This is a genomic window from Pseudomonas veronii, assembly GCF_002028325.1.
GTDB lineage: Bacteria > Pseudomonadota > Gammaproteobacteria > Pseudomonadales > Pseudomonadaceae > Aquipseudomonas > Aquipseudomonas veronii.
Genome location: NZ_CP018420.1, coordinates 6312992 through 6337193, shown reverse-complemented (window position 1 = coordinate 6337193; position 24202 = coordinate 6312992). Strand labels below are relative to the sequence as shown.

Sequence of the window (24202 nt, the reverse complement as noted above, 5' to 3'; positions counted from 1 at the left end):
TGAAGCCTTCTGAAGCAAGGCTTGTATTACGCATTGGCTTTTTATTTCCAAGTGATATAGAGCCATTTCCTACAATTATCTACGCTGAGCAGCACATACGTCGTATTCGCCCTTCGCATTGAAGCAGTAGGTGGACGTCCTGATTACATACCAAGGACGATTGCCATGTCTGCTATCCCCTCCCGCAGTAAAGGCGCAGCGCGCTTGCTTGCCAAGAATGTCACTGCACTTGTTCCGGACTTTCCTTTTCATTACGCCCGGTTTCTTGAAACGGCTGACAGTTTAGGCACGCCGTTGGCGCAGGTATCCCGCCAGGCCTATGGCAAGCAGGTCTTGATCGTCGGCGCCGGCGTCGCTGGAATGGTCGCGGCCTATGAAGCCATGCGTATGGGGTTGCACCCGGTGGTGGTGGAGGCCAGTGACCGCATCGGTGGGCGACTGTATTCCTATGTGGCGGGTGATCCGCAAGATCCTGCTAACTGTGTTATCTGCGAAAAGGGTGCCATGCGCTTTCCTGTTTCAGGCAAAGCGTTGATGCACTATTTCAATAAAGTTGGCATGACGGCCAATTCGACAGACTTTCCCAACCCGGGGTCGCCTTTTACTCCCAGCACGGTCGTCGACTATCAGCAAAAACAGGTCTATTACGAAGGCGATAATCTGCCGTCTGAATACGCCGAGATCGAGCGCAAGCTATTCGAAGTGTTTCTTGAACAGGACCCGATCAAGTTCACGGAGATGGAAACCGCAATGTCCGAGGACAGCCTTGATCCGGTCAAGATCAAAGCCTTGTGGAACGCCATTCTTGATGCGGGTTGGGACAACCTGAGTTTTTTTGCCGCGATGGTCGAGCAGGCGGGGTGGAGTCGCGAAGATATCGATCTGTTCGGCCAGATCGGCTTCGGCACGGGCGGCTGGAACACCGATTACCCGAACTGTTTCCTGGAAGTGCTGCGGGTGCTGTATACCGGGCTGGATACCAACCACAAGCTGATGTATGACGGCTCCAGCGAGCTGCCGGGCCGGCTTTGGAGGCGCGCCCCGGATACCTTCGGCGACACCATGGTCCATTGGCCTGCGGGGACCACCGTCGAAGGCCTGACCACCCAGGTCATCTCTCAGCCTTTGAACCAGGAAGTGCGACAGATCGTGCGTCGGTCGGATGGCGAGTTCGATGTGTGGGTGTTTGATCGCACTCTGGGAAGCGAGCACTCATACACCTTTCCTGCCGTGGTCTATACCCCTCACAAACGGATCCTCGACAAATTCCGTTATATGGATGGCGCTGCCCGCTTTAACCAGATGAATGACCTGCTATCCCCCAAGGAATGGGAAGCGGTGATGTACACCCATTACATGCAGTCAGCCAAAATTTTCGCGCAAACCAAACGGCCGTTCTGGACCGATGTGGGGACTGATTTGCAATACAGGATGAGCGTGACGTTGTCGGAACGAATCACCCGTGGCACCTACCTGCTGGACTATGCTCAGAGCCAGGGACCTTACAAAGGCTGTGGCCTGTTTTTGTCCTACACCTGGAATGATGACGCCCTCAAATTCCTCGGTGATCGTGGTGCGCCGCTGCCGTCCCACGTGCAGTTATGCACGACCCTGCTGGATAGCGTGTATGCCCCACATCAGTTGAATCTGGCCGCGGAGTTCGGCATGACCAACCCCTTTGTCGAAATCAACTGGGAGGAGCAGCCGTTTTTCCTGTGCGCGTTCAAAATGAACCTGCCGGGGCAGTACGAGTACCAGCGCTTGCTGTTTTCGCAGTTCATGAACGGCGTGTCGGTTTTGAACCCCGATGGGTTCATTCTCGCGGGTGACGACGTTTCGTGGACGGGTGGCTGGGCGGAAGGGGCGGTGACGACGGCCTTGAACGCCGTGAATAAACTGGCGGTGAAATTCAACGGTGGGACCCTTCTCACGAACCGCGGCCCCATTGATGAATGGCAAGCGCTTCAGCCGAAGGCCTTGTAAGCCCGCCAGTTACCGCCGGCCCGCGTCGCAGGTCATGACCTGCGACGTGGGCCGTCGTTTCAGGCCCCCATCACTTCGCGAATATCCGCCGCCAGCTCGCGCACGCGTTCTTCCTCGGTGTCCCACGCACACATGAAGCGCGCGCCGCCTTTGCCGATGAAGGTGTAGAAGCGCCAGCCCTTGGCCGTCAGCGCGGCGATCGCCGGTTCCGAGAGTTGCAGGAACACGCCGTTGGCCTGCACCGGGAACATCAATTCCACGCCGGGAATATCCGCCACCAGGCTGCTCAACAACTGCGCGCAGTGGTTGGCGTGGCGTGCGTGTTTGAGCCAGGCGTCGTTTTCCAGCAGGCCCACCCACGGCGCGGAGAGGAAGCGCATCTTCGACGCGAGCTGGCCGGCCTGTTTGCAGCGGTAGTCGAAGTCTTCGGCCAGTGCGCGGTTGAAGAACAGAATCGCTTCGCCCACGGCCATGCCGTTTTTCGTGCCGCCGAAGCACAACACATCCACCCCGGCTTTCCAGGTCAGGTCGGCCGGCGAACAGCCGAGGAACGCGCAGGCGTTGGCGAAGCGCGCGCCGTCCATGTGCAGGTTCAGGCCGAGCTCTTTGCAGGTGGCGCTGATGGCGCGGATTTCGTCCGGGGTGTACACGCTGCCGACTTCAGTGGCCTGGGTCAGCGTCACCACGCGGGGTTTGGGGTAATGGATGTCCTGGCGCTTGAGGGCGATCTCGCGGATCGATTCCGGGGTCAGCTTGCCGTTTTCGGTGCGCGCGGTGAGCAGCTTGGAACCGTTGGAGAAAAACTCCGGTGCGCCGCATTCGTCGGTCTCGACGTGGGCGGTTTCCGAGCAGATCACGCTATGGTAGCTCTGGCACAGCGACGACAGCGCCAGGGAGTTGGCGGCGGTGCCGTTGAAGGCGAAGAACACTTCGCAGTCGGTCTCGAACAGGTTACGGAAACCGTCGGCGGCGCGGTGGGTCCATTCGTCATCGCCATAGGCGCGCTGATGGCCGTGGTTGGCTTGTTCCATGGCGGCCCAGGCTTCCGGGCAGATGCCGGAATAGTTATCGCTGGCGAATTGTTGGCTCTTGTCGGTCATGGCCCATTCCTGTGGTCGATGTTGGTGCACACTTTAACCAAGATTGTCCGGGGTGCACACGCACTGTAAATGCAAAGTCACTGGGGAATTATGCACGCTACTGAAACGATTCCTGTCGGACGTGTCCGCGATGGCGCCTTGGATTTGCTCAAGTGGCTGGCGCTGCTGAGCATGGTGCTGGACCACTTGCGTTATGTCGGGTTGAGCCTGGATGGCCTGTATGTGCCGGGACGCCTGGCGTTCCCGTGGTTTTGCCTGGCGATTGCGGCGAATGTGCATCGGGTGCGAGACGCGCCAGTGAGCGGCCGCTGGCGTTACCTGGGCTGGTTGCTGTTGTTCAGCCTGATCAGTGAAGTGCCGTACCGGCTGTTCATCGAAGATGCCGATACGTTGAATGTGTTGCCCACCTTGGCGTTGGGCCTGCTGGTTGCCCGAGGATGGCAGCAGAAGGCGCTGGTTGATCGAGGATCGGCGCTGATTGCCTTGGCGATAGGCGCTGTGTTTTCCACGCAGCTGATGTTCGGTTTCTTCGGTGTATTGCTGCCGTGGGCGATGGTGTTGGTGTTTCGTCGGCGATGGTATTTCAGCGTATTTCCGGGGCTGCTGTGTGTGGCAGCCAATCAATGGCAGATTCTGCTCGATAGCGGCACGCCGGTGGCGCGGATGGGACTGAGCGCCTGCCTGCTCGCGCCACTGCTCGGCCTGGTCGTGTTGCGACACGCCCAACACACCTCGCCACCGGCCATGCGCCGCTGGGCGTATGCCCTCTATCCTGTGCATTTCCTGCTGCTGCTACTCGTCCGTCAAATCATCGCCTAACCAGTGTGGGAGGGGCGGTGCGACGGTTCGACTTGCCCCCGATAGCGGTGTGTCAGCCACGGCATGTGCAAGCTGATCCACCGCTATCGGGGGCAAGCCCCCTCCCACATTTGTTCTGCGTTGTTCCAGCAATGTCGTAAACGCACCTTTGCGTGGCGTCCGTAGGCATTTGAGCTGCCGGCGCCAGCCCTACCATCGCATCAAAGGGCCCTGCACGGGCCTTAACAATACGAAAGGCTGGGAGAGACGCGATGTTCAGCAAACAAGACCAGATCCAGGGTTATGACGATGCACTGCTCGCGGCGATGAATGCCGAGGAGCAGCGGCAGGAAGATCATATCGAGCTGATCGCGTCGGAGAACTACACCAGCAAGCGCGTGATGCAAGCCCAGGGCAGCGGCCTGACCAACAAGTACGCCGAAGGCTACCCGGGCAAGCGCTACTACGGTGGCTGCGAGCATGTGGACAAGGTCGAAGCCCTGGCCATCGAGCGCGCCAAGCAGTTGTTCGGCGCCGACTACGCCAACGTGCAGCCGCATTCCGGCTCATCCGCCAACAGCGCGGTGTACCTGGCGCTGTTGAACGCCGGTGACACCATCCTCGGCATGAGCCTGGCCCACGGCGGCCACCTGACCCACGGCGCCAAAGTGTCGTCCTCGGGCAAGCTGTACAACGCGGTGCAATACGGCATCAACACCGACACCGGGCTGATCGACTACGACGAAGTCGAACGCCTGGCCGTGGAGCACCAGCCGAAGATGGTGGTGGCCGGTTTCTCCGCCTACTCCAAGACCCTGGATTTCCCACGCTTCCGTCAGATCGCCGACAAGGTCGGTGCGCTGCTGTTCGTCGACATGGCCCACGTCGCCGGCCTGGTGGCCGCCGGTCTGTACCCGAACCCGCTGCCCTACGCCGACGTGGTCACCACCACCACCCACAAGACCCTGCGCGGTCCGCGTGGCGGCCTGATTCTGGCGCGTGCCAACGAAACGATCGAAAAGAAACTCAACGCCGCTGTATTCCCTGGCGCCCAGGGCGGCCCGCTGATGCACGTCATCGCCGGCAAGGCGGTGTGCTTCAAGGAAGCCCAGGAGCCTGGCTTCAAGGCCTATCAGCAGCAAGTGATCGACAACGCCCAGGCCATGGCCGGCGTGTTTATCAAACGCGGCTACGATGTAGTGTCCGGCGGCACCGATAACCATCTGTTCCTGGTCAGCCTGATTCGCCAGGGCCTCACCGGTAAAGACGCGGACGCCGCTCTCGGTCGCGCCCACATCACCGTCAACAAGAACGCCGTGCCGAATGACCCGCAGTCGCCGTTCGTGACGTCGGGCCTGCGTATCGGCACGCCGGCGGTGACCACGCGCGGTTTCAAGGTGCCGCAATGCATCGAGCTGGCCGGCTGGATCTGCGACATCCTCGACAACCTCGGCGACGCCGATGTCGAGGCCGACGTGGCCAAGCGCGTGTCGGCCCTGTGCGCTGATTTCCCGGTTTATCGCTGAGCGCGGTTTTGGAGTAATGACTATGCAACGCTACTCGGGCTTCGGCCTCTTCAAGCACTCACTCAGCCACCACGAAAACTGGCAGAAGATGTGGCGCACGCCGACCCCTAAAAAGGTGTACGACGTGGTCATCGTCGGCGGTGGCGGGCATGGTCTGGCGACCGCCTACTACCTGGCCAAGGAGCACGGCATCACCAATGTCGCCGTGGTCGAAAAGGGCTGGCTGGGCGGCGGTAACACCGCGCGCAACACCACCATCGTGCGTTCCAACTACCTGTGGGACGAGTCGGCGCACTTGTACGAACACGCGATGAAACTGTGGGAAGGCCTGTCCCAGGACCTGAACTACAACGTGATGTTCTCCCAGCGCGGCGTCTACAACCTGTGCCACACCCTGCAGGACATCCGCGATTCCGAACGTCGCGTCAGCGCCAACCGCCTCAACGGCGTGGACGGCGAACTGCTCAACGCCAAACAGGTCGCGGACGAGATTCCGTACCTGGATTGCTCGAAGAACACCCGCTACCCGGTGATGGGCGCCACCGTGCAACGACGCGGCGGCGTGGCCCGTCACGATGCCGTGGCCTGGGGCTTTGCCCGCGCCGCCGACGCCCTCGGAGTGGATTTGATCCAGCAGACCGAAGTGATCGGTTTCCGCAAGGAAAACGGCGTGTGCATCGGCGTCGAAACCAACAAGGGTTTTATCGGCGCCAAGCGCGTCGGTGTGGTCACGGCCGGTAACTCCGGGCACATGGCTTCGCTCGCCGGTTTCCGCCTGCCGATCGAATCGCATCCGCTGCAAGCACTGGTGTCGGAGCCGATCAAGCCGATTATCGACAGCGTGATCATGTCCAACGCCGTACACGGTTACATCAGCCAGTCCGACAAGGGCGACCTGGTGATCGGCGCCGGTATCGACGGCTACAACGGCTACGGCCAGCGCGGTTCGTACCCGGTGATCGAACACACCATCCAGGCCATCGTCGAGATGTTCCCGGTGCTCTCACGCGTGCGTATGAACCGCCAGTGGGGCGGCATCGTCGACACCACGCCGGACGCCTGCCCGATCATCTCCAAGACCCCGGTGCCGAACATGTTCTTCAACTGCGGTTGGGGCACCGGCGGTTTCAAGGCCACTCCCGGTTCAGGCAACGTGTTTGCCGCGAGCCTGGCCAAGGGTGAAATGCACCCGCTGGCCGCACCTTTCTCCATCGACCGTTTCCACAACGGTGCGTTGATCGACGAACACGGCGCTGCGGCCGTCGCCCACTAACAGGAGAAATTCCCTATGTTGCATATCTTCTGTCCTCACTGTGGCGAACTGCGCTCCGAAGAGGAATTCCATGCCTCCGGCCAAGCGCACATCCCACGCCCGCTGGACCCCAACGCCTGCACCGATGAAGAGTGGGGCGACTACATGTTCTTCCGCGACAACCCCCGCGGCCTGCACCACGAGCTGTGGATTCACGCCGCCGGTTGCCGTCAGTACTTCAACGCGACCCGCGACACGCTGACCTACGAAATTCTTGAAACCTACAAAATCGGCACCAAGCCGCAATTCACCGCCAAGGCTGCTGGAGCGAAGGTATGAGCCAGATCAATCGCCTGTCCAACGGTGGCCGGATCGACCGTAACAAAGTCCTGACCTTCAGCTTCAACGGCCAGACCTACAAAGGCTTCGAAGGCGACACCCTGGCCGCCGCGCTGCTGGCCAACGGTGTCGACATCATCGGCCGCAGCTTCAAGTACTCGCGCCCACGCGGCATCTTTGCTGCCGGTGCCGAAGAGCCGAACGCGGTGCTGCAGATCGGCGCCACCGAAGCCACCCAGATTCCCAACGTGCGCGCCACGCAACAGGCGTTGTACCAGGGCCTCGTCGCCACCAGCACCAACGGCTGGCCGAGCGTGAACAACGACGTGATGGGTATTCTCGGCAAAGTCGGCGGCAAGCTGATGCCACCGGGTTTCTACTACAAAACCTTCATGTACCCGCAGTCGTTCTGGATGACCTACGAGAAGTACATCCGCAAGGCTGCGGGTTTAGGCCGCTCGCCGACCGAGAACGACCCGGACACCTACGACAACTTCAACCGGCATTGCGACGTGCTGGTGGTCGGTGCCGGCCCGGCCGGTCTGGCCGCTGCACTGGCCGCTGCGCGCAGCGGCGCCCGCGTGATCATCGCCGATGAGCAGGAAGAGTTCGGCGGCTCGTTGCTCGATTCGCGCGAAAGCCTCGACGGCAAGCCGGCCACCGAGTGGGTCGCCAGCGTCATCGCCGAACTCAAAGCCCTGCCGGACGTGGTGCTGCTGCCCCGCGCCACCGTCAACGGTTACCACGACCATAACTTCCTGACCATTCACGAGCGTCTCACCGATCACCTCGGCGACCGTGCGCCGATCGGCCAGGTGCGCCAGCGTATCCACCGTGTGCGTGCCAAGCGCGTGGTGCTGGCGACCGGTGCGTGCGAGCGTCCGCTGGTGTACGGCAACAACGACGTGCCGGGCAATATGCTCGCCGGTGCAGTCTCGACTTACGTGCGCCGTTACGGCGTGGCGCCGGGCAAGAAACTGGTGCTGTCGACCAACAACGACCATGCCTACCGCGTCGCCCTGGACTGGTTGGAAGCGGGCCTGAAAGTGGTGGCCGTGGCCGATGCCCGCCATAACCCACGCGGCGCGCTGGTGGAAGAAGCCCGCGCCAAAGGCATTCGTATCCTCACCGGCAGCGCCGTGATCGAAGCCCGTGGCAGCAAGCATGTGAGCGGCGCCCGTGTTGCCGCCATCGATGTCAAAGCGCATACCGTCACCAGCCCCGGCGAGTGGCTGGACTGCGACCTGGTGGCCAGCTCCGGCGGCTACAGCCCGGTGGTCCACCTGGCCTCGCACCTGGGCGGCAAGCCGACCTGGCGCGAAGACATCCTCGGTTTTGTACCGGGTGAAGCACCGCAAAAGCGCGTGTGCGTTGGCGGTATCAACGGCGTCTACGGCCTGGGCGATTCCCTGGCGGACGGTTTTGAAGGGGGCGTGCGCGCCGCCAGCGAAGCCGGGTTTAGCCCGGTGGAAGGCACGCTGCCCAAAGCCTTGAACCGCTTGGAAGAGCCGACGCTGGCGCTGTTCCAGGTGCCTCACGAGAAAGCCACTGCACGGGCGCCCAAGCAATTCGTCGACCTGCAGAACGACGTCACTGCGGCCGCCATCGAACTGGCGACCCGCGAAGGTTTCGAGTCGGTGGAACACGTCAAGCGTTATACCGCGCTGGGCTTCGGCACCGACCAGGGCAAGCTGGGTAACGTCAACGGCCTGGCCATTGCGGCGCGTTCGCTGAACGTGACCATCCCGCAGATGGGCACCACTATGTTCCGCCCCAACTACACGCCGGTGACCTTCGGCGCGGTTGCGGGGCGGCACTGTGGGCACATCTTCGAACCCGTTCGCTACACCGCGCTGCACGCCTGGCATGTGAAGAATGGCGCCGAGTTTGAAGACGTTGGCCAGTGGAAACGCCCGTGGTACTTCCCGCGCAACGGTGAAGACCTGCACGCGGCGGTCAAGCGCGAATGCCTGGCGGTGCGCGACAGCGTCGGCCTGCTGGATGCGTCGACCCTCGGCAAGATCGACATCCAGGGCCCGGATGCCCGCGAGTTCCTCAACCGCATCTACAGCAACGCCTGGACCAAGCTCGACGTGGGCAAGGCGCGCTACGGCCTGATGTGCAAGGAAGACGGCATGGTCTTCGACGACGGCGTGACCGCTTGCCTGGCCGACAACCACTTCCTGATGACCACCACCACCGGCGGCGCGGCCCGTGTGCTGCAATGGCTGGAAATCTACCAACAGACCGAATGGCCGGACCTCAAGGTCTACTTCACCTCGGTCACCGACCACTGGGCGACCATGACCCTGTCGGGCCCCAACAGCCGCAAGCTGCTGGCCGAAGTCACCGACATCGACCTGGACAAGGACGGCTTCCCGTTCATGACCTGGAAAGAAGGCCTGGTCGGCGGCGTACCGGCGCGGGTGTTCCGCATCTCGTTCACCGGCGAGCTGTCGTATGAAGTCAACGTGCAGGCCGACTACGCCATGGGCGTGCTGGAGCAAATCGTCGAGGCCGGCAAAAAGTACAACCTGACCCCGTATGGCACCGAAACCATGCACGTCCTGCGGGCCGAGAAGGGCTTCATCATCGTCGGCCAGGACACCGACGGCTCGATGACCCCGGACGACCTGAACATGGGCTGGTGCGTCGGCCGTACCAAGCCGTTCTCGTGGATCGGCTGGCGCGGGATGAACCGCGAAGACTGCGTGCGCGAAGATCGCAAGCAATTGGTCGGCCTCAAGCCGATCGATCCAGCGGTGTGGCTGCCGGAAGGCGCGCAACTGGTGTTCGACGCCAAGCAGACGATCCCGATGAAGATGGTCGGCCACGTCACCTCCAGCTACGCGCATAACTCCCTCGGTTATTCGTTTGCGCTGGCGGTGGTCAAGGGCGGCTTGAAGCGCATCGGCGAGCGGGTGTTTTCGCCGCAAGCGGATGGCAGCGTGATCGAGGCGGAGATTGTGTCCTCGGTGTTCTTTGATCCGAAAGGCGACCGCCAGAACATCTGATGGACCGAGGCGCGCCATCGGGAGACAGGGGAATACATTCCAAATGTGGGAGGGGGCTTGCCCCCGATGACGCCAGTAGCCACACAACAGAATTCAGCAAAGGTGCTCTATGACAGCAGCCAACGTATACCAACAACGCCCCACCACCGGGGCCAAGGCCGAGTCGTCGCTGCACCATGCCGACCTCGCCAGCCTGGTCGGCAAGGGCCGCAAGAATGCCGGCGTGACCGTGCGTGAAAAGAAACTGCTCGGCCACCTGACTATTCGCGGCGACGGCCATGACGCCGCCTTCGCCGCTGGCGTCCACAAGGCCCTGGGCATCGAACTGCCCGGCGCGCTGACGGTGATCGTCAACGGCGACACCAGCCTGCAATGGCTCGGCCCGGACGAGTGGCTGCTGGTGGTGCCGAGCGGTGAAGAATTCGCCGCCGAACAAAACCTGCGCGCCGCCCTGGGCGATCTGCATATCCAGATCGTCAATGTCAGCGGCGGCCAACAGATCCTCGAACTGCGCGGCCCGAACGTGCGCGACGTGCTGATGAAGTCCACCAGCTACGACGTACACCCCAACAACTTCCCGGTGGGCAAGGCGGTGGGCACGGTGTTCGCCAAGTCGCAACTGGTGATCCGCCATACCGCCGAAGACACCTGGGAGCTGGTGATTCGTCGCAGCTTCTCGGATTACTGGTGGTTGTGGTTGCAGGATGCCTCGGCCGAATTCGGCCTGAGCGTTCAAGCCTGATATGACCCCCACCCCCCTCACCCGCCACCCTGTAGGAGCGAGCTTGCTCGCGAAAACCTCAAGGGCACTGCGGTCATCCAGGATGCCCGCGTTATCGTTGACGATTTTCGCGAGCAAGCTCGCTCCTACAGGGGTAGGGGTGGGTGAGGCCGGGCTTTGCTTGAGGAGTGACCTGTCATGAGCCGCGCACCCGATACATGGATTTTGACCGCCGACTGCCCCAGCGTGCTCGGCACGGTGGACGCGGTCACCCGCTACCTGTTCGAGCAGGGTTGCTACGTCACCGAGCACCACTCGTTCGATGACCGGCTGTCAGGGCGCTTTTTTATCCGCGTGGAGTTTCGTCAGCCGGAGGGTTTCGATGAGCAAGCGTTCCGCGATGGCCTGGCCGCGCGCGGGGAAGCCTTTGGCATGGTCTTCGAACTGACGGCGCCGAACTATCGGCCCAAAGTGGTGATCATGGTGTCCAAGGCCGATCACTGCCTGAACGACTTGCTGTATCGCCAGCGTATCGGCCAACTGTCGATGGACGTGGTCGCGGTGGTGTCCAACCACCCCGATCTGAAACCGTTGGCCGACTGGCACCAGATTCCCTACTACCACTTCGCCCTCGACCCCAACGACAAACCGTCCCAGGAGCGTCAGGTGTGGCAAGTGATTGAAGACACCGGCGCGGAACTGGTGATCCTTGCGCGCTACATGCAAGTGCTGTCGCCGGAGCTGTGCCGCAAGCTGGATGGCAAGGCGATCAATATCCACCACTCGTTGTTGCCGGGGTTCAAGGGCGCCAAGCCGTATCACCAGGCGTACAACAAGGGCGTGAAGCTGGTCGGCGCGACGGCGCATTACATCAACAACGACTTGGACGAAGGCCCGATCATCGCCCAGGGTGTGGAGGTGGTGGATCACAGTCATTACCCCGAGGATCTGATTGCCAAGGGGCGCGATATCGAAGGGCTGACCCTGGCCCGGGCGGTGGGGTATCACATTGAACGGCGGGTGTTTTTGAATGCCAATCGGACGGTGGTGCTCTGACTGACGCCATCGGGGGCAAGCCCCCTCCCACATTTTGATTTGTGAACACATTCAACTGTGGGAGGGGGCTTGCCCCCGATGAGGCCCTAACAAACAACACAAGAAACAGCATCTGTAACCCGAGCACTCAACGCGCTGCCCACCCACGGGCAACGCGCTTTCATAAAAACAACAGCGAGGTGAAAGCATGTCTGGTAATCGTGGTGTCGTGTATCTCGGCAACGGCAAGGTCGAAGTACAGAAAATCGACTATCCCAAAATGCAGGACCCCCGTGGCAGGAAGATTGAGCACGGCGTCATCCTGCGCGTGGTCTCCACCAACATCTGCGGCTCCGACCAACACATGGTGCGCGGCCGCACCACTGCCCAGACCGGCCTGGTGCTCGGTCACGAGATCACCGGTGAAGTGATCGAGAAGGGCAGCGACGTCGAGAACCTGAAAATCGGCGACCTGGTGTCCGTGCCCTTCAACGTTGCCTGCGGCCGCTGCCGCTCCTGCAAAGAGCAACACACCGGCGTGTGCCTCACCGTCAACCCGGCCCGTGCCGGTGGCGCCTACGGCTATGTCGACATGGGCGACTGGACTGGCGGCCAGGCCGAATACGTGCTGGTGCCTTACGCCGACTTCAACCTGCTGAAACTGCCGGACCGCGACAAGGCCATGGAGAAAATCCGCGACCTGACCTGCCTCTCCGACATCCTGCCCACCGGCTACCACGGCGCCGTCACCGCCGGCGTTGGCCCTGGCAGCACCGTCTACATCGCCGGTGCCGGCCCGGTCGGCCTGGCCGCTGCCGCTTCCGCACGCCTGCTGGGCGCGGCGGTGGTGATCATCGGCGACGTCAACGCCATCCGCCTGGCCCACGCCAAGGCGCAAGGGTTTGAAGTGGTCGACCTGTCCACCGACACGCCGCTGCACGAACAGATCGCTGCCTTGCTCGGTGAGCCGGAAGTGGACTGTGCCGTCGACTGCGTGGGCTTCGAAGCACGCGGCCACGGGCATGACGGCGTCAAGCACGAAGCCCCGGCCACGGTGCTCAACTCACTGATGGGCGTGGTGCGCGTGGCGGGCAAGATCGGTATCCCCGGCTTGTACGTCACCGAAGACCCTGGCGCCGTCGACGCCGCCGCGAAGATGGGCAGCCTGAGCATCCGTTTTGGTCTGGGCTGGGCCAAATCCCACAGCTTCCACACCGGGCAAACGCCGGTGATGAAGTACAACCGCCAGTTGATGCAGGCGATCATGTGGGACCGCATTCACATTGCCGACATCGTCGGGGTTGAGGTGATCAGCCTGGATGACGCGCCGCGTGGGTATGGCGAGTTTGATGCGGGCGTGCCGAAGAAGTTTGTGATTGATCCGCATAAGTTGTTCAGCGCGGCGTAAACGCTAGAGCAAAAAACAAGGGCGCCTCGACGGGCGCCCTTATCAATTAGAGTGGGGCCGAGAGTCGAAGGTTAGCGGTCGATTTTATAGTTTCTGGCTTGCCCTCTTCATTTTCCGTCTGTACTTCAAGTGTTTTTCCACCATAGTCGCAGAATAGCTTTCCGTTAGCCTCCTGAACCCTGACCACGTTTTGCCATTGCCATTGCCATTGCCATTGGCATTGGCGGTGTACGAACGGGGTTGATTGGATGCCGGAGCAGCAGGGCACTGCGAAATCCGCGGTGCCCGTGGCTTAACGAATCGCCAGCGCGCCTTGATACACCGTCGGCCCGGTCGGCTGCTTGCTCACCGATCCACCCTTGGTTTCCGAGCTCACCATCAAGCCCACCGGTTTGCTGATGGATTCCTGCTGGCGTGGATTCAAGCCGATGATGCCTTTGCCATCTTCCGGCAACAGGCCGAGGGATACCGGCGTGCCGTCCTCGGGGATGGCCCACAGTTCCAGGCTCTGATCAGGGGCAGGGGCCGTGGAGGCAATCGGCTGCACTTCCAGGTAGTCCTTGTGGGCCATGATCTGCGCTGCCGGCTGCTGAGTGGTGGTCACCAGGGTGGCGGCGGATTTGACGCTGTCCTGGGTGTAGAGCGCGCCGCCGATACCGGCGGCCACTACAGCGCAGGCGCCGATGAACAGGCGCGGGCGGCTCCAGAATGAAGGCTTGTGATCAATCACTTGGGGGTGGATCGTCGTCATAAGTCTCTTCCTGACAAATTGTGTAGTCAGTTCATGGACCGGCTTATCGCAGTTGGGTTCCGGAGCGGGTTTGGAACAAGTGACGAAAAGGCCAGTCAAACGCCTGCTTTCACCCCTACATCCAGAGGTTGTTTCGATGAAGATTTCACGCGGTTTCGCCCTTTCCTGCCTGATGACCCTGGCAGCCGGCCCGGTATTCGCCGCCGGGTTCAGCCTTGGCGATGCGGCCAATGCGATTTCCGGTATGCAGGGCGGCAACAACAAAGCCGCTGCCGTTGCGCCGTCGTCCGAAACGGCCGGTTTGCTGAGTGCCCTGACCTCACAATTGAATGTCACCCCCGAGCAAGCCGTCGGCGGCACCGGCGCCATGCTGGGCCTGGCCAGGAACCAACTGAGCAGCAGCGACTATTCGCAACTGGGGAAAAGCGTGCCGGGTCTCGATCAACTGTCGGGCAGCAATGCGTTGGGCAGCCTCGGCGCCTTGAGCGGGATGCTCGGCCAGAGCGGCGGCAGCAAGACCAGCGGCCTCGACGGCCTGCTGGGTAACGTGAAGAACACCAACGACCTGAACACCGCGTTCAGCGCGCTGGGCATGGACAGCGGCATGATCGGCCAATTCGCCCCGGTGATCCTGCAATACCTGGGCGGCCAGGGTGCCAACAGTTCGCTGCTGGGCAAACTGGGCCAGGCTTGGGGCACCGGCAGCTAAGGCCGTGGTCCTTCAAAGCGGGTTCGACCCCGCTTTGAAGTGGCCGGCAGGTTGCGGGGAACAGCGTTACGGTTGGTACTCAAAAGTACATTGGGAGGCGTCGATCGATACAGCGCCGCCTTGATTCCCGCAGCTGGTTCCTTTCCATGCTGTACCGGTCGCGGCCTTCGGGTTGTTAAACGGCAGGCCCAATTGAACATAGGGTTTGGAAACGTTGTTTACCGGCTCTGCGTTTTCTCTTTGCGTTGTACCGCCATAACTGCAGAGTATTTTCCCGTGGATCATTTCGGCACTGACTAACATCAGGTTGTATTTAGGTTCGAGGTAGGTCTCGCTTGTGGCCGTGGACTGGCCCTCCCACATCTGGCCACCGGGCCCGGGGGCTTCGTATTTGAAGCCTTGGTTGAAGTCCGGAGGAAGGTCCGGGTCGGTATACGGCGTAGCTTTTATTGAACTGACTGCGGGGCACGTGGCCATTTCTGCATGGGCAATGTTCGCTGCTGTCAGTAACGCTATGCCGGCGAAGAGGACTTTGATGGTCATGATCAGGGCACTCGACTGAGATGGAGTCCTTAGCCTAATCAGCCGCCCAAGGCGGGCGGAACTGTTAACTCTGACAGTTTTTTATGCGTTTTCAGACGATGCCCTATCGCGGGTTCGCTGCAGGGCAAGCGGGTCCAGGCGTGGGGCGCGGGTAGCCGAGGATTGAGTCAGCCCCTCGTTTGGCAATGCTGCGCAACAACTCCCGAGGAACTGTGTGGGATGTTTCACCACCTACGGGGACTGCTCCAGGAAAACCAACCCTCCTGGGGTGGATTCTTCAATCCGGTCAGGTAGGAGTCTTCCATGAACATCGTCAACACCTACAACGCTCTCGCTAGCGCTTCGTATCACGCCGCGACCCACAAGCCCGCTGCCGCAGAGCAAGGAAAAGCGCCCCACGACGCCAGCCAGGAGCAGGCTGATACCGTGAGCAGTCACGACACCATCGAGATAGCGCACGGGTGGCGTACCGGTGACGATTCGGCCACGTGGCCTAAGCGCCCGTAACGGTTACTTTGCCCATAAGGCCCCAGCGGTTTCGCCTCGCAGTTCCTGAATCCGCTGATCCTTCTCCATCCAGAGCCGGTTCACCCAGTTCTGTACGACCTGGCGAAACGCCGGGTCGTTTTCGTAGTCGCCCTGCCACAGCGCCGGGTCCAGCTCACGGGTGCGGATATCGATGATCACCTTCGGTACCGCCCCGCTGATCAGATCCCAGAACCCCGGCGTCTTCGCTTGCGGATAGACCACGGTCACGTCGAGCACGGCATCCAGTTGTTCGCCCAGTGCCGCCAACACAAACGCCACGCCGCCGGCCTTGGGCTTGAGCAGGCGGGCAAACGGTGAGCCTTGCTGGGCACGCTTGGCCTCGCTGAACCGGGTGCCTTCCAGGTAGTTGACCACCGTCACCGGCTGGCGCTTGAACAGCTCGCAGGCCTGGCGGGTGATCTTCAAGTCCTGGCCCGCCAGTTCCGGGTGCTTGGCCAGGAACGCCTTGGTGTAGCGCTTCATGAACGGATAATCCAGCGCCCACCAGGCCAGGCCCAGGAAGGGCACCCAGACCAGTTCTTTCTTCAGGAAGAACTTGAAGAACGGCGTGCGGCGGTTGAGGGCCTGGATCAGCGCGGGGATATCGACCCAGGATTGGTGGTTACTGATCACCAGGTACGAAGTGTCGCCGCGCAGGTCGTCTGCGCCGCGGATGTCCCATTGGGTCGGGATGCACAGCGCGAAGATCAGTTTGTCGATTTCGGCCCAGGTCTCGGCGATCCACATCACGGCCCATGACGCGTAATCGCGATAGCGACCGGGGGCCACCAGCTTGAGCAGGGCAAACACCGTCAGCGGCCCGATCAGGACCAGGGTGTTGAGCAGGAGCAGCAGCGAGACGAAACAGCCGGTGAGCAGGCGGCGCATAAGTAACTCTTGGAATCCTGTGGGCGGGACATAATAAGAGAGCGGCGTCTAGAGGCCAAATCGCAAATCGCCCGACGAATGTTTCACAATATGCCGGGTATGGTTGCCGAACTAACTAAGTGCTGCCTTTGCGGTCTAGAATTCGCCTACTTCTTTCCGAGGAAATCACTTCGTGAAACTGCTCCTTGCCTCGCTCGCCCTGGCGGTCTTGCCCGTCATGGCCGCCGAACCGACCGTTTACGGCCGCTACGAATACATCCAACTGCCGGAGATCGGCGAAACCTTCAAGGCCAAGATGGACACCGGCGCGCTGACCGCCTCGCTGTCGGCCCGTGACATCGAGACCTTCACCCGTGACGGCGACGATTGGGTGCGCTTCCGCGTCGGCGGCAAGGACGCCGGCAACAAAGTCTACGAACACAAGGTGGCGCGCATCAGCAAGATCAAGAGCCGTGCCGACGAAGACGAGGACAAGGAAGAAGCCACCGTGGCCACGCGCCCGGTGATCGACCTGGAAATGTGCCTGGGCAACGTCAAGCGCACCGTCGAGGTCAACCTCACCGACCGCAGCAGCTTCAACTACCCGCTGCTGATCGGCGCCAAGGCGCTGCGTGAGTTCGGCGCCGCGGTGAACCCGGCGCGTCGCTACACCGCCGACAAGCCGGACTGCTGACGGACCGCCATGCCGCATATCCTGATTGTCGAAGACGAAGCGGCGATAGCCGACACACTGGTTTTCGCCCTGCAAGGCGAGGGCTTTACCACCACCTGGCTGAGCCTCGGCCAGGAAGCGCTGGCCCACCAGCGCCAGACCCCGGCCGACCTGATCATCCTCGACATCGGCCTGCCCGACATCAGCGGCTTTGAAACCTGCAAGCAACTGCGGCGTTTCAGCGAAGTGCCGGTGATGTTTCTCAGTGCCCGCGATAGCGAGATCGACCGCGTGGTCGGGCTGGAGATCGGTGCCGACGATTATGTGGTCAAGCCGTTCAGCCCACGGGAAGTGGCGGCGCGGGTCAGGGCGATCCTCAAGCGCGTCGGCCCTGGCGTCGCTCCGGCGTTGTTCCAGGTCGACCTGGAGCGTATGCAGATCACCTACCGTGGCCTGGCACTGAGCCTGACCCGCCATGAGTTCCGCTTGCTGCAAAGCCTGCTGGAACAACCCGAGCGTGTGTTCAGTCGCGAACAACTGCTGGACGCGGTCGGCGTGCCGGCCGATGCCGGCTATGAGCGCAATATCGACAGCCATATCAAAAGCCTGCGCAGCAAATTACGCAGCGTGTCGGCGCAGGCCGAACCGATCCAGACCCATCGCGGCCTCGGCTACAGCTACAGCCCGAGCCACAGCTGATGCGCCTGGGGCTGCGGTTTTTCCTGGTCTACGCGCTGTTTATCGGCTTCACCGGTTACTTCGTGCTAAACACCGTGATGAAGGAAATCCGCCCCGGCGTGCGCCAGTCCACCGAAGAAACCCTGGTGGACACCGCCAACCTGCTGGCGGAAATCCTGCGCAACGACGTCAAGAACGGCACCCTCGCCCAAAGCCACTGGCCGGAGCTGCTCAAGGCCTACGGCACCCGTCAGCCGGGCGCGACCATCTGGGGCCTGCCGAAAAACCAGGTCAACCACCGCATCTACGTGACCGACGCCAACGGCATGGTGTTGCTCGACTCCAGCGGCGAAGCCGTGGGCCAGGACTACTCCAAATGGAACGACGTGTACCTGACCCTGCGCGGCGAGTACGGCGCGCGTTCCACCCGCAGCGCGCCGGATGATCCGGCCTCGTCGGTGATGCACGTGGGCGCGCCGATTCGCGACAATGGGCAGATCATCGGCGTGGTCACGGTGGCCAAGCCGAACAGTTCGCTGCAGCCTTATGTCGATCGCACCGAGCACCGGTTGCTGTGGTACGGCGCCGGCTTGGTGATCCTCGGCCTGCTGCTCGGCGCGCTGTTGTCGTGGTGGTTGAGCGTGGCACTGCGCCGGCTTACCGCGTATGCCGAGGCGGTCAGCGAGGGGCGGCGCGCCGAATTGCCGCATTACCGTGGCGGCGAGCTGAAGCAGTTGTCCACCGCTGTGGAGCACATGCGGACACAGCTGGAGGGCAAGGCTTATGTGGAGCATTACGTCCACACCCTGACCCACGAATTGAAGAGCCCGCTGGCGGCGATTCGCGGCGCGGCCGAGCTGTTGCAGGGCGACATGAGCCGCGAGCAGCAACAGCGCTTTGTCGGCAATATCGACAGCGAAAGTACCCGCCTGCAGCAGTTGATCGAGCGCTTGCTGAACCTGGCCCAGGTCGAGCAACGCCAGGGCCTGGAGGCGCAAGCCAGCCTGCCGCTGGCCGCGCTGGTGGACGATGTGCTCAAGGCCCAATGCGCGCGCATCGAAGGGGCCGGCTTGTGCATCGAACAAACGATCGGCGCTGAGGTGAAGGTCTTCGGCGAACCGTTCCTGCTGCGCCAGGCCCTGGGCAACCTGCTCGACAACGCCCTGGACTTCACGCCGGCGGGCGGGGTGTTGCGGTTCAGCGCACAGACCCGGCACAACGCTGTGCAGGTCAGCCTGTTCAACCAGGCCGCGCCGATTCCCGACTACGCCTTGCCGCGCCTGAGCGAGCGTTTCTACTCGCTGCCGCGTCCGGCCAGCGGGCGCAAAAGCACCGGCCTGGGCCTCAACTTTGTCGAGGAAGTGATGAAGCTGCATGGCGGCACGTTGCAGATCGGCAACGTACACGGTGGCGTGCAAGTGGTGCTGCATCTCCACACAGTCTCCACATTGCCCACATAAATTTCCCACATGCGCGGCTCACGCTTTCCCCATCAAAACAGGGAGAGCCCCATGAACCGCAGCCTGCTTTTCAAACTTGGCGCGATTGCGCTATTGATCCTGCTATTGCTGATTCCATTGCTGATGATCAACGGCCTCATCGCCGACCGCCAATACACTCGCGACAGTGTCCTGATGGATATCGCCCGTAGCTCCAGCTACAGCCAGCGCCTCACCGGCCCGGTGATGGTGGTGCCGTACCGCAAGACTGTCCGCGAGTGGAAGCTCAATGAAAAACTCAACAGGCGCTACGAGGAAACCCGTGAAGTGCGCGGTCGTCTGTATTTCCTGCCGGAGCGTTTTGAGCTCGACGGGCGGGTGCAGACCGAACTGCGCGCGCGTGGCATCTACCAGGCCCGGCTGTTCCACGCCGACAACCGCATCAGCGGACGCTTCGTCTTGCCGGAGCAATGGGGCATCAAGGAAAATTTCGCCGATTACCGCTTTGAGCCGGCGTTTCTGGCGGTGGGTATCAGCGATATTCGCGGTATCGAAAACGCACTGAAGCTGGAGCTGGGCAGCCAGCGCCTGGAGTTTGCGCCAGGCACCCACGTCGAGTGGCTGGGCGAGGGGGTGCATGTGGCGCTGCCGGAGCTGGACAGCAAAACCCCGGCCGCGCTGGACTTCGCCTTCGACCTGCGCCTGCAAGGCACCGAGCAACTGCAAGTGGTACCGGTGGGCAAGACCAGCCAGGTCACGCTGGCCTCCAACTGGCCGCACCCGAGCTTCATCGGCAACTTCCTGCCGGCGCAACGGGAAGTCACCGACAAGGGCTTCAGCGCCAACTGGCAGACCTCATTCTTCTCCACCAACCTCGAAGAAGCCCTGCGCGGCTGCCTGGACGAACGCGGCTGTGACGACTTCAACAACCGCAGCTTCGGGGTGAACTTCATCGACCCGGTGGACCAGTACCTCAAGAGCGACCGCGCGATCAAATATGCGCTGCTGTTCATCGCCCTGACCTTTGCCGGTTTCTTCCTGTTCGAAGTGCTCAAGGGCTTGGCGGTGCATCCGATCCAGTACGCCCTGGTGGGGTTCGCCCTGGCGTTTTTCTACCTGTTGTTGCTGTCGTTGTCCGAGCACCTGGGCTTTGCCTTGGCGTACCTGATCTCGGCCAGTGCCTGTGTGTTGTTGATTGGTTTCTACGTGTGCCATGTGCTGCGCAGCGTCGCCCACGGCCTGGGGTTTTCGGCCGGGCTGGCGGCGTTGTATGGCTTGTTGTACGGGCTGTTGAGTGCCGAGGACTACGCGCTGCTGATGGGCTCGCTGTTGCTGTTCGGCCTGCTGGGGACGGTGATGGTGCTGACACGCAAACTGGATTGGTACGGCGTGGGCAAACGCAAGGCGGCCGAGCCTTTGGCATTCGATCTGGAGGCCGTGCAATGATCGGGTTGCGTGAGGACCAGCGGGAGCGAGCGCAGTTGGTGGCGAGGATTGTGGCGTTGTTTCCTGCGCCACCTATGCGCAGGGTCAAACCGGCGGCTGTGTCTCAAGCATCGAAGGGCGCTGGCTGACTTCGGCGTACCAGGCGGCGAGCTGGGGGTTGGCGTCGCGCCAGTGCAGGTCCGGGTGGCGGAAATCCAGGTAACCCAAGGCGCAGGCCACGCTGATCGCGGCGATATCGAAGTGGCTGGCCAGTTCGGCAATCGCATCCGCTTCCAGCTCCGCCAGGGTGCGCCGGATCTTGTTGCGCTGTTCGTCGAGCCACGGCGCCCAGTGTTTTTCCGGCGGGCGCAGGGCGCTCTCGTAACGCACCAGCACGGCGGCATCCATGATGGCGTCGGCCATCGAGGCCAGGGTCAGGCGGCGCCAGCGGGCCGAGCCGTCACGCGGGATCAGCGGGTTGCCGACGTGCTGGTGGTCGAGGTAATCGAGGATCACCCGGCTGTCGTGCAACACCGTGCCATCGGCCAGGCGCAAGGCCGGGATCTTGCCCACCGGGTTTTCGTTGACCAGTTGCACGTCCGGGTTGACCGGTGTCGGCATGCAGAGCTGCAGGGCCACACGGTTCTGCTGGCCGGTTTCGGCCAGCAGCACGCGGACTTTGCGCACGAACGGCGAAGCGGGGTTGTGGAACAAGGTCATGCTGGGAGCGGACATAGGCATTCCTCTGGATGGGATGGGCAGTCGCTAGCCTAGTGGGTTGCGCCGTGGCTGGCGAGGGGGATTCCTGTGGTTCTTGAGGGCCTCATCGGGGGCAAGCCCCCTCCCACAGGGGAATGCATTCCAAATGTGGGAGGGGGCTTGCCCCCGATGAGGCCCTCAGCCACGCCGCCTGAACAACGCCCAAGTCCCAACGACCGCAGGAATACCCAACCCGACCCAACTCAGCGCATCCCACAGCCAATCCCTCTGGATGGGATGGGCAGTCGCTAGCCTAGTGGGTTGCGCGGTGGCTGGCGAGGGGGGCTGTGGTTCTTGAGGGCCTCATCGGGGGCAAGCCCCCTCCCACAGGGGAGTGCATTCCAAATGTGGGAGGGGGCTTGCCCCCGATGAGGCCCTCAGCCACGCCGCCTGAACAACGCCCAAGTCCCAACGACCGCAGGAATACCCAACCCGACCCAACTCAGCGCATCCCACAGCCAATCCCTCTGGATGGGATGGGCAGTCGCTAGCCTAGTGGGTTGCGCGGTGGCTGGCGAGGGGGGCTGTGGTTCTTGAGGGCCTCATCGGGGGCAAGCCCCCTCCCACAGGGGAGTGCATTCCAATGTGGGAGGGGGCTTGCCCCCGATGGCGTCCTCAGCCACGCCGCCTGAACAAGGCCCAAGTCCCAATGACCGCAGGAATACCCAACCCGACCCAACTCAGCGCATCCCACAGCCCATCCCTCTGGATGGGATGGGCAGTCGCTAGCCTAGTGGGTTGCGCGGTGGCTGGCGAGGGGGGCTGTGGTTCTTGAGGGCCTCATCGGGGGCAAGCCCCCTCCCACAGGGGAATGCATTCCAAATGTGCGAGGGGGCTTGCCCCCGATGGCGTCCTCAGCCACGCCGCCTGAACAACGCCCAAGTCCCAATGACCGCAGGAATACCCAACCCGACCCAACTCAGCGCATCCCACAGCCAATCCCTCTGGATGGGATGGGCAGTCGCTAGCCTAGTGGGTTGCGCGGTGGCTGGCGAGGGGGGGCTGTGGTTCTTGAGGGCCTCATCGGGGGCAAGCTCCCTCCCACAGGGGAATGCATTCCAAATGTGGGAGGGGGCTTGCCCCCGATGGCGTCCTCAGCCACGCCGCCTGAACAACGCCCAAGTCCCAATGACCGCAGGAATACTCAACCCGACCCAACTCAGCGCATCCCACAGCCCATCCCTCTGGATGGGATGGGCAGTCGCTAGCCTAGTGGGTTGCGCCGTGGCTGGCGAGGGGGATTCCTGTGGTTCTTGAGGGCCTCATCGGGGGCAAGCCCCCTCCCACAGGGGAATGCATTCCAAATGTGGGAGGGGGCTTGCCCCCGATGGCGTCCTCAGCCACGCCGCCTGAACAGCGCCCAAGTCCCAACGACCGCAGGAATACCCAACCCGACCCAACTCAGCGCATCCCACAGCCCATCCCCCAGCAACGCGGCAAACAAACCGACGGCGCTGAGCAGGCCGATCCCCAGCGGAATGCCGAACACTTTCCAGAAACTCGATTGACGCGGCCTCATGCCTTGCCCGCCTTGCGCCGCACCCACCACAGGTACACACCGCTGCCGAGCACGACGATGGTCAGCCCATCCAGTAGCGCCCAGAGGATTTTCATCGGCATGCCGCCGTAGTCGCCGAAGTGCAGCGGCTGCGACATGCCCATGGCGTCCATGTACCACGGCCGCTCGGCGATCGCGGTGACGGCCAGGCTGCTGGCGTCGATCAGCACCGGCGTGAGCAGGTGCGAGGTCAGGTGGGTGCTGCCCTTCATGAACACCGCGTAATGGTGCTCACTGGAAAAGCGCGTGCCGGGGAAGGCGATGAAGTCCGGCTGCATGCCGGGCGCGGCTGCGGCGGCGATCGTGAGCAGATCGTTGGCCGGTGCGCGCAGGGTCAGCGGCGGGGCGTGCTGGTACGGTTCGATCATTGCGCTGAGGCTGTCGTTGCGCCAGGCGGCGATGATCAGATCGGCACAGGCGCTGATCACGCCGGTCACGCCGACCACCAGCGCCCAGGTCAGGGTGACCACGCCGATCAGGTTGTGCAGGTCGAGCCAACGCAGGCGGGTGGATTTGTCCTGGCGCACGGTGGCGAACGTCAAGCGGCGCATGAACGGCAGGTAAAGCAGCGTGCCCGAGACAATCGCCAGCACAAACAACAGGCCCATGAACGCCAGCAGCCACTTGCCCGGCAGGCCGGCGAACATATCCACATGCAGGCGCAGCAGGAACAGCGTCAAGCCGCCGTTGGCCGACGGCATCTCCACGGTTGCGCCGGTGCGCGCGTCGAGCATGAACGTGTGCGACGCATTGGGTTCGGTGCCGGCGGTGGCGGCCATGATCGCGATCACGCCGTGCGGGTCGTCTTCGTCCCACGCCAGGTATTGCATGACTTCGCCAGGGCGATGCGCCTGGGCTTTGGCCACCAGTTGCTCGAGGTTCAGCTGTGGTGTGTCGGCGGGCATCTGCTGCAGCTCGGGTTCGTTGCCCAGCAGGTGATCGAGCTCGTGGTGGAAAATCAACGGCAGGCCGGTAAGGGCGAGCAACAGCAGGAACAAGGTGCAGATCAGGCTGGTCCAGGTGTGGATAAAGGACCAGCGGCGGATGGTTCGGCTTTTCATTTGTTGGCCTTCAGACACACCCAAGCCGCCCCTGG

The 24202-nt window shown here is 62.3% G+C and carries 22 protein-coding genes; 15 read left to right on the top strand and 7 right to left on the bottom strand.

What is annotated here, in order from left to right; all coding sequences use genetic code 11:
• The first annotated feature begins 165 nt into the window (after positions 1–165).
• Positions 166–1983, top strand: coding sequence for a flavin monoamine oxidase family protein (locus PverR02_RS29145; protein ID WP_079444838.1), 1818 nt, complete (start codon positions 166–168; stop codon positions 1981–1983).
• Between the two features lie 59 nt (positions 1984–2042).
• Here the strand turns inward: PverR02_RS29145 and PverR02_RS29140 are convergent, their stop codons facing one another.
• Positions 2043–3083: a threonine aldolase family protein gene (locus tag PverR02_RS29140; RefSeq protein WP_017847880.1), complete on the bottom strand. Its 1041-nt coding sequence runs from the start codon at positions 3081–3083 to the stop codon at positions 2043–2045.
• 90 nt (positions 3084–3173) lie between these two features.
• Between PverR02_RS29140 and PverR02_RS29135 the strand changes: the two genes are divergently transcribed.
• The 8 genes from PverR02_RS29135 (at position 3174) to fdhA (ending at position 13176) form a co-directional block, all read left to right on the top strand.
• The gene (locus PverR02_RS29135; RefSeq protein ID WP_079444837.1) at positions 3174–3902 is read left to right on the top strand and encodes a TraX family protein; all 729 of its coding nucleotides are present in this window, start codon (positions 3174–3176) and stop codon (positions 3900–3902) included.
• 251 nt (positions 3903–4153) lie between these two features.
• A complete protein-coding gene (glyA, locus tag PverR02_RS29130; protein WP_017847878.1) occupies positions 4154–5407 on the top strand; it encodes a serine hydroxymethyltransferase in 1254 nt (417 codons plus the stop codon).
• A gap of 22 nt (positions 5408–5429) precedes the next feature.
• Complete coding sequence (locus PverR02_RS29125) at positions 5430–6680, top strand: sarcosine oxidase subunit beta (protein ID WP_003209185.1); 1251 nt, start codon at positions 5430–5432, stop codon at positions 6678–6680.
• A gap of 15 nt (positions 6681–6695) precedes the next feature.
• The gene (locus PverR02_RS29120; protein ID WP_017847877.1) at positions 6696–6998 is read left to right on the top strand and encodes a sarcosine oxidase subunit delta; all 303 of its coding nucleotides are present in this window, start codon (positions 6696–6698) and stop codon (positions 6996–6998) included.
• Positions 6995–10012 carry a sarcosine oxidase subunit alpha gene (locus PverR02_RS29115; protein WP_046381816.1) on the top strand — a complete coding sequence of 1006 codons (3018 nt, stop codon included), beginning with the start codon at positions 6995–6997 and terminating at the stop codon, positions 10010–10012. Before PverR02_RS29120 ends, PverR02_RS29115 begins: the two co-directional genes overlap by 4 nt.
• A gap of 109 nt (positions 10013–10121) precedes the next feature.
• The gene (locus PverR02_RS29110; protein ID WP_046487905.1) at positions 10122–10754 is read left to right on the top strand and encodes a sarcosine oxidase subunit gamma; all 633 of its coding nucleotides are present in this window, start codon (positions 10122–10124) and stop codon (positions 10752–10754) included.
• A gap of 177 nt (positions 10755–10931) precedes the next feature.
• Positions 10932–11789: a formyltetrahydrofolate deformylase gene (purU, locus tag PverR02_RS29105; RefSeq protein WP_017847874.1), complete on the top strand. Its 858-nt coding sequence runs from the start codon at positions 10932–10934 to the stop codon at positions 11787–11789.
• Positions 11790–11976: 187 nt separating this feature from the next.
• The gene (gene fdhA, locus PverR02_RS29100) at positions 11977–13176 is read left to right on the top strand and encodes a formaldehyde dehydrogenase, glutathione-independent (protein ID WP_079444836.1); all 1200 of its coding nucleotides are present in this window, start codon (positions 11977–11979) and stop codon (positions 13174–13176) included.
• 292 nt (positions 13177–13468) lie between these two features.
• Here the strand turns inward: fdhA and PverR02_RS29095 are convergent, their stop codons facing one another.
• Positions 13469–13927 carry an anti-sigma factor gene (locus PverR02_RS29095; RefSeq protein WP_057003918.1) on the bottom strand — a complete coding sequence of 153 codons (459 nt, stop codon included), beginning with the start codon at positions 13925–13927 and terminating at the stop codon, positions 13469–13471.
• 136 nt (positions 13928–14063) lie between these two features.
• On the opposite strand from PverR02_RS29095, the gene PverR02_RS29090 reads away from it, so the two are divergent.
• Positions 14064–14636 carry a DUF2780 domain-containing protein gene (locus PverR02_RS29090; protein WP_046381820.1) on the top strand — a complete coding sequence of 191 codons (573 nt, stop codon included), beginning with the start codon at positions 14064–14066 and terminating at the stop codon, positions 14634–14636.
• Positions 14637–14702: 66 nt separating this feature from the next.
• Here PverR02_RS29090 and PverR02_RS29085 read toward each other — a convergent pair whose 3' ends face one another.
• Positions 14703–15179: a hypothetical protein gene (locus tag PverR02_RS29085; protein ID WP_017847869.1), complete on the bottom strand. Its 477-nt coding sequence runs from the start codon at positions 15177–15179 to the stop codon at positions 14703–14705.
• A gap of 303 nt (positions 15180–15482) precedes the next feature.
• Here PverR02_RS29085 and PverR02_RS29080 point away from each other — a divergent pair, with 303 nt between their 5' ends.
• The gene (locus tag PverR02_RS29080; RefSeq protein ID WP_017847868.1) at positions 15483–15686 is read left to right on the top strand and encodes a hypothetical protein; all 204 of its coding nucleotides are present in this window, start codon (positions 15483–15485) and stop codon (positions 15684–15686) included.
• A gap of 3 nt (positions 15687–15689) precedes the next feature.
• Here PverR02_RS29080 and PverR02_RS29075 read toward each other — a convergent pair whose 3' ends face one another.
• On the bottom strand, positions 15690–16595 hold the full coding sequence (locus PverR02_RS29075; RefSeq protein ID WP_079444835.1) for an acyltransferase: 906 nt from the start codon (positions 16593–16595) through the stop codon (positions 15690–15692).
• Positions 16596–16767: 172 nt separating this feature from the next.
• On the opposite strand from PverR02_RS29075, the gene rloA2 reads away from it, so the two are divergent.
• From rloA2 to creD, 4 genes are read left to right on the top strand one after another with little or no spacing between them, the layout of a single operon-like run.
• Positions 16768–17268 carry a retropepsin-like aspartic peptidase RloA2 gene (gene rloA2 / locus PverR02_RS29070; protein ID WP_017847866.1) on the top strand — a complete coding sequence of 167 codons (501 nt, stop codon included), beginning with the start codon at positions 16768–16770 and terminating at the stop codon, positions 17266–17268.
• 9 nt (positions 17269–17277) lie between these two features.
• Complete coding sequence (creB, locus tag PverR02_RS29065) at positions 17278–17946, top strand: two-component system response regulator CreB (protein ID WP_079444834.1); 669 nt, start codon at positions 17278–17280, stop codon at positions 17944–17946.
• Complete coding sequence (gene creC, locus PverR02_RS29060) at positions 17946–19385, top strand: two-component system sensor histidine kinase CreC (RefSeq protein ID WP_057003914.1); 1440 nt, start codon at positions 17946–17948, stop codon at positions 19383–19385. The genes creB and creC overlap by 1 nt, the downstream gene beginning before the upstream one ends.
• Positions 19386–19436: 51 nt before the next feature.
• Positions 19437–20810 carry a cell envelope integrity protein CreD gene (gene creD / locus PverR02_RS29055; RefSeq protein ID WP_079444833.1) on the top strand — a complete coding sequence of 458 codons (1374 nt, stop codon included), beginning with the start codon at positions 19437–19439 and terminating at the stop codon, positions 20808–20810.
• An 84-nt stretch (positions 20811–20894) separates the two neighbouring features.
• Here creD and PverR02_RS29050 read toward each other — a convergent pair whose 3' ends face one another.
• From PverR02_RS29050 to PverR02_RS29040, 3 genes are all read right to left on the bottom strand, one after another.
• A complete protein-coding gene (locus PverR02_RS29050; RefSeq protein WP_017847862.1) occupies positions 20895–21524 on the bottom strand; it encodes a glutathione S-transferase in 630 nt (209 codons plus the stop codon).
• Positions 21525–22884: 1360 nt separating this feature from the next.
• The gene (locus PverR02_RS29045; protein WP_079444832.1) at positions 22885–23067 is read right to left on the bottom strand and encodes a hypothetical protein; all 183 of its coding nucleotides are present in this window, start codon (positions 23065–23067) and stop codon (positions 22885–22887) included.
• Positions 23064–24167, bottom strand: a complete 1104-nt coding sequence (locus PverR02_RS29040; RefSeq protein ID WP_079444831.1) for a PepSY-associated TM helix domain-containing protein — start codon at positions 24165–24167, stop codon at positions 23064–23066. Before PverR02_RS29040 ends, PverR02_RS29045 begins: the two co-directional genes overlap by 4 nt.
• Positions 24168–24202 lie beyond the last annotated feature (35 nt).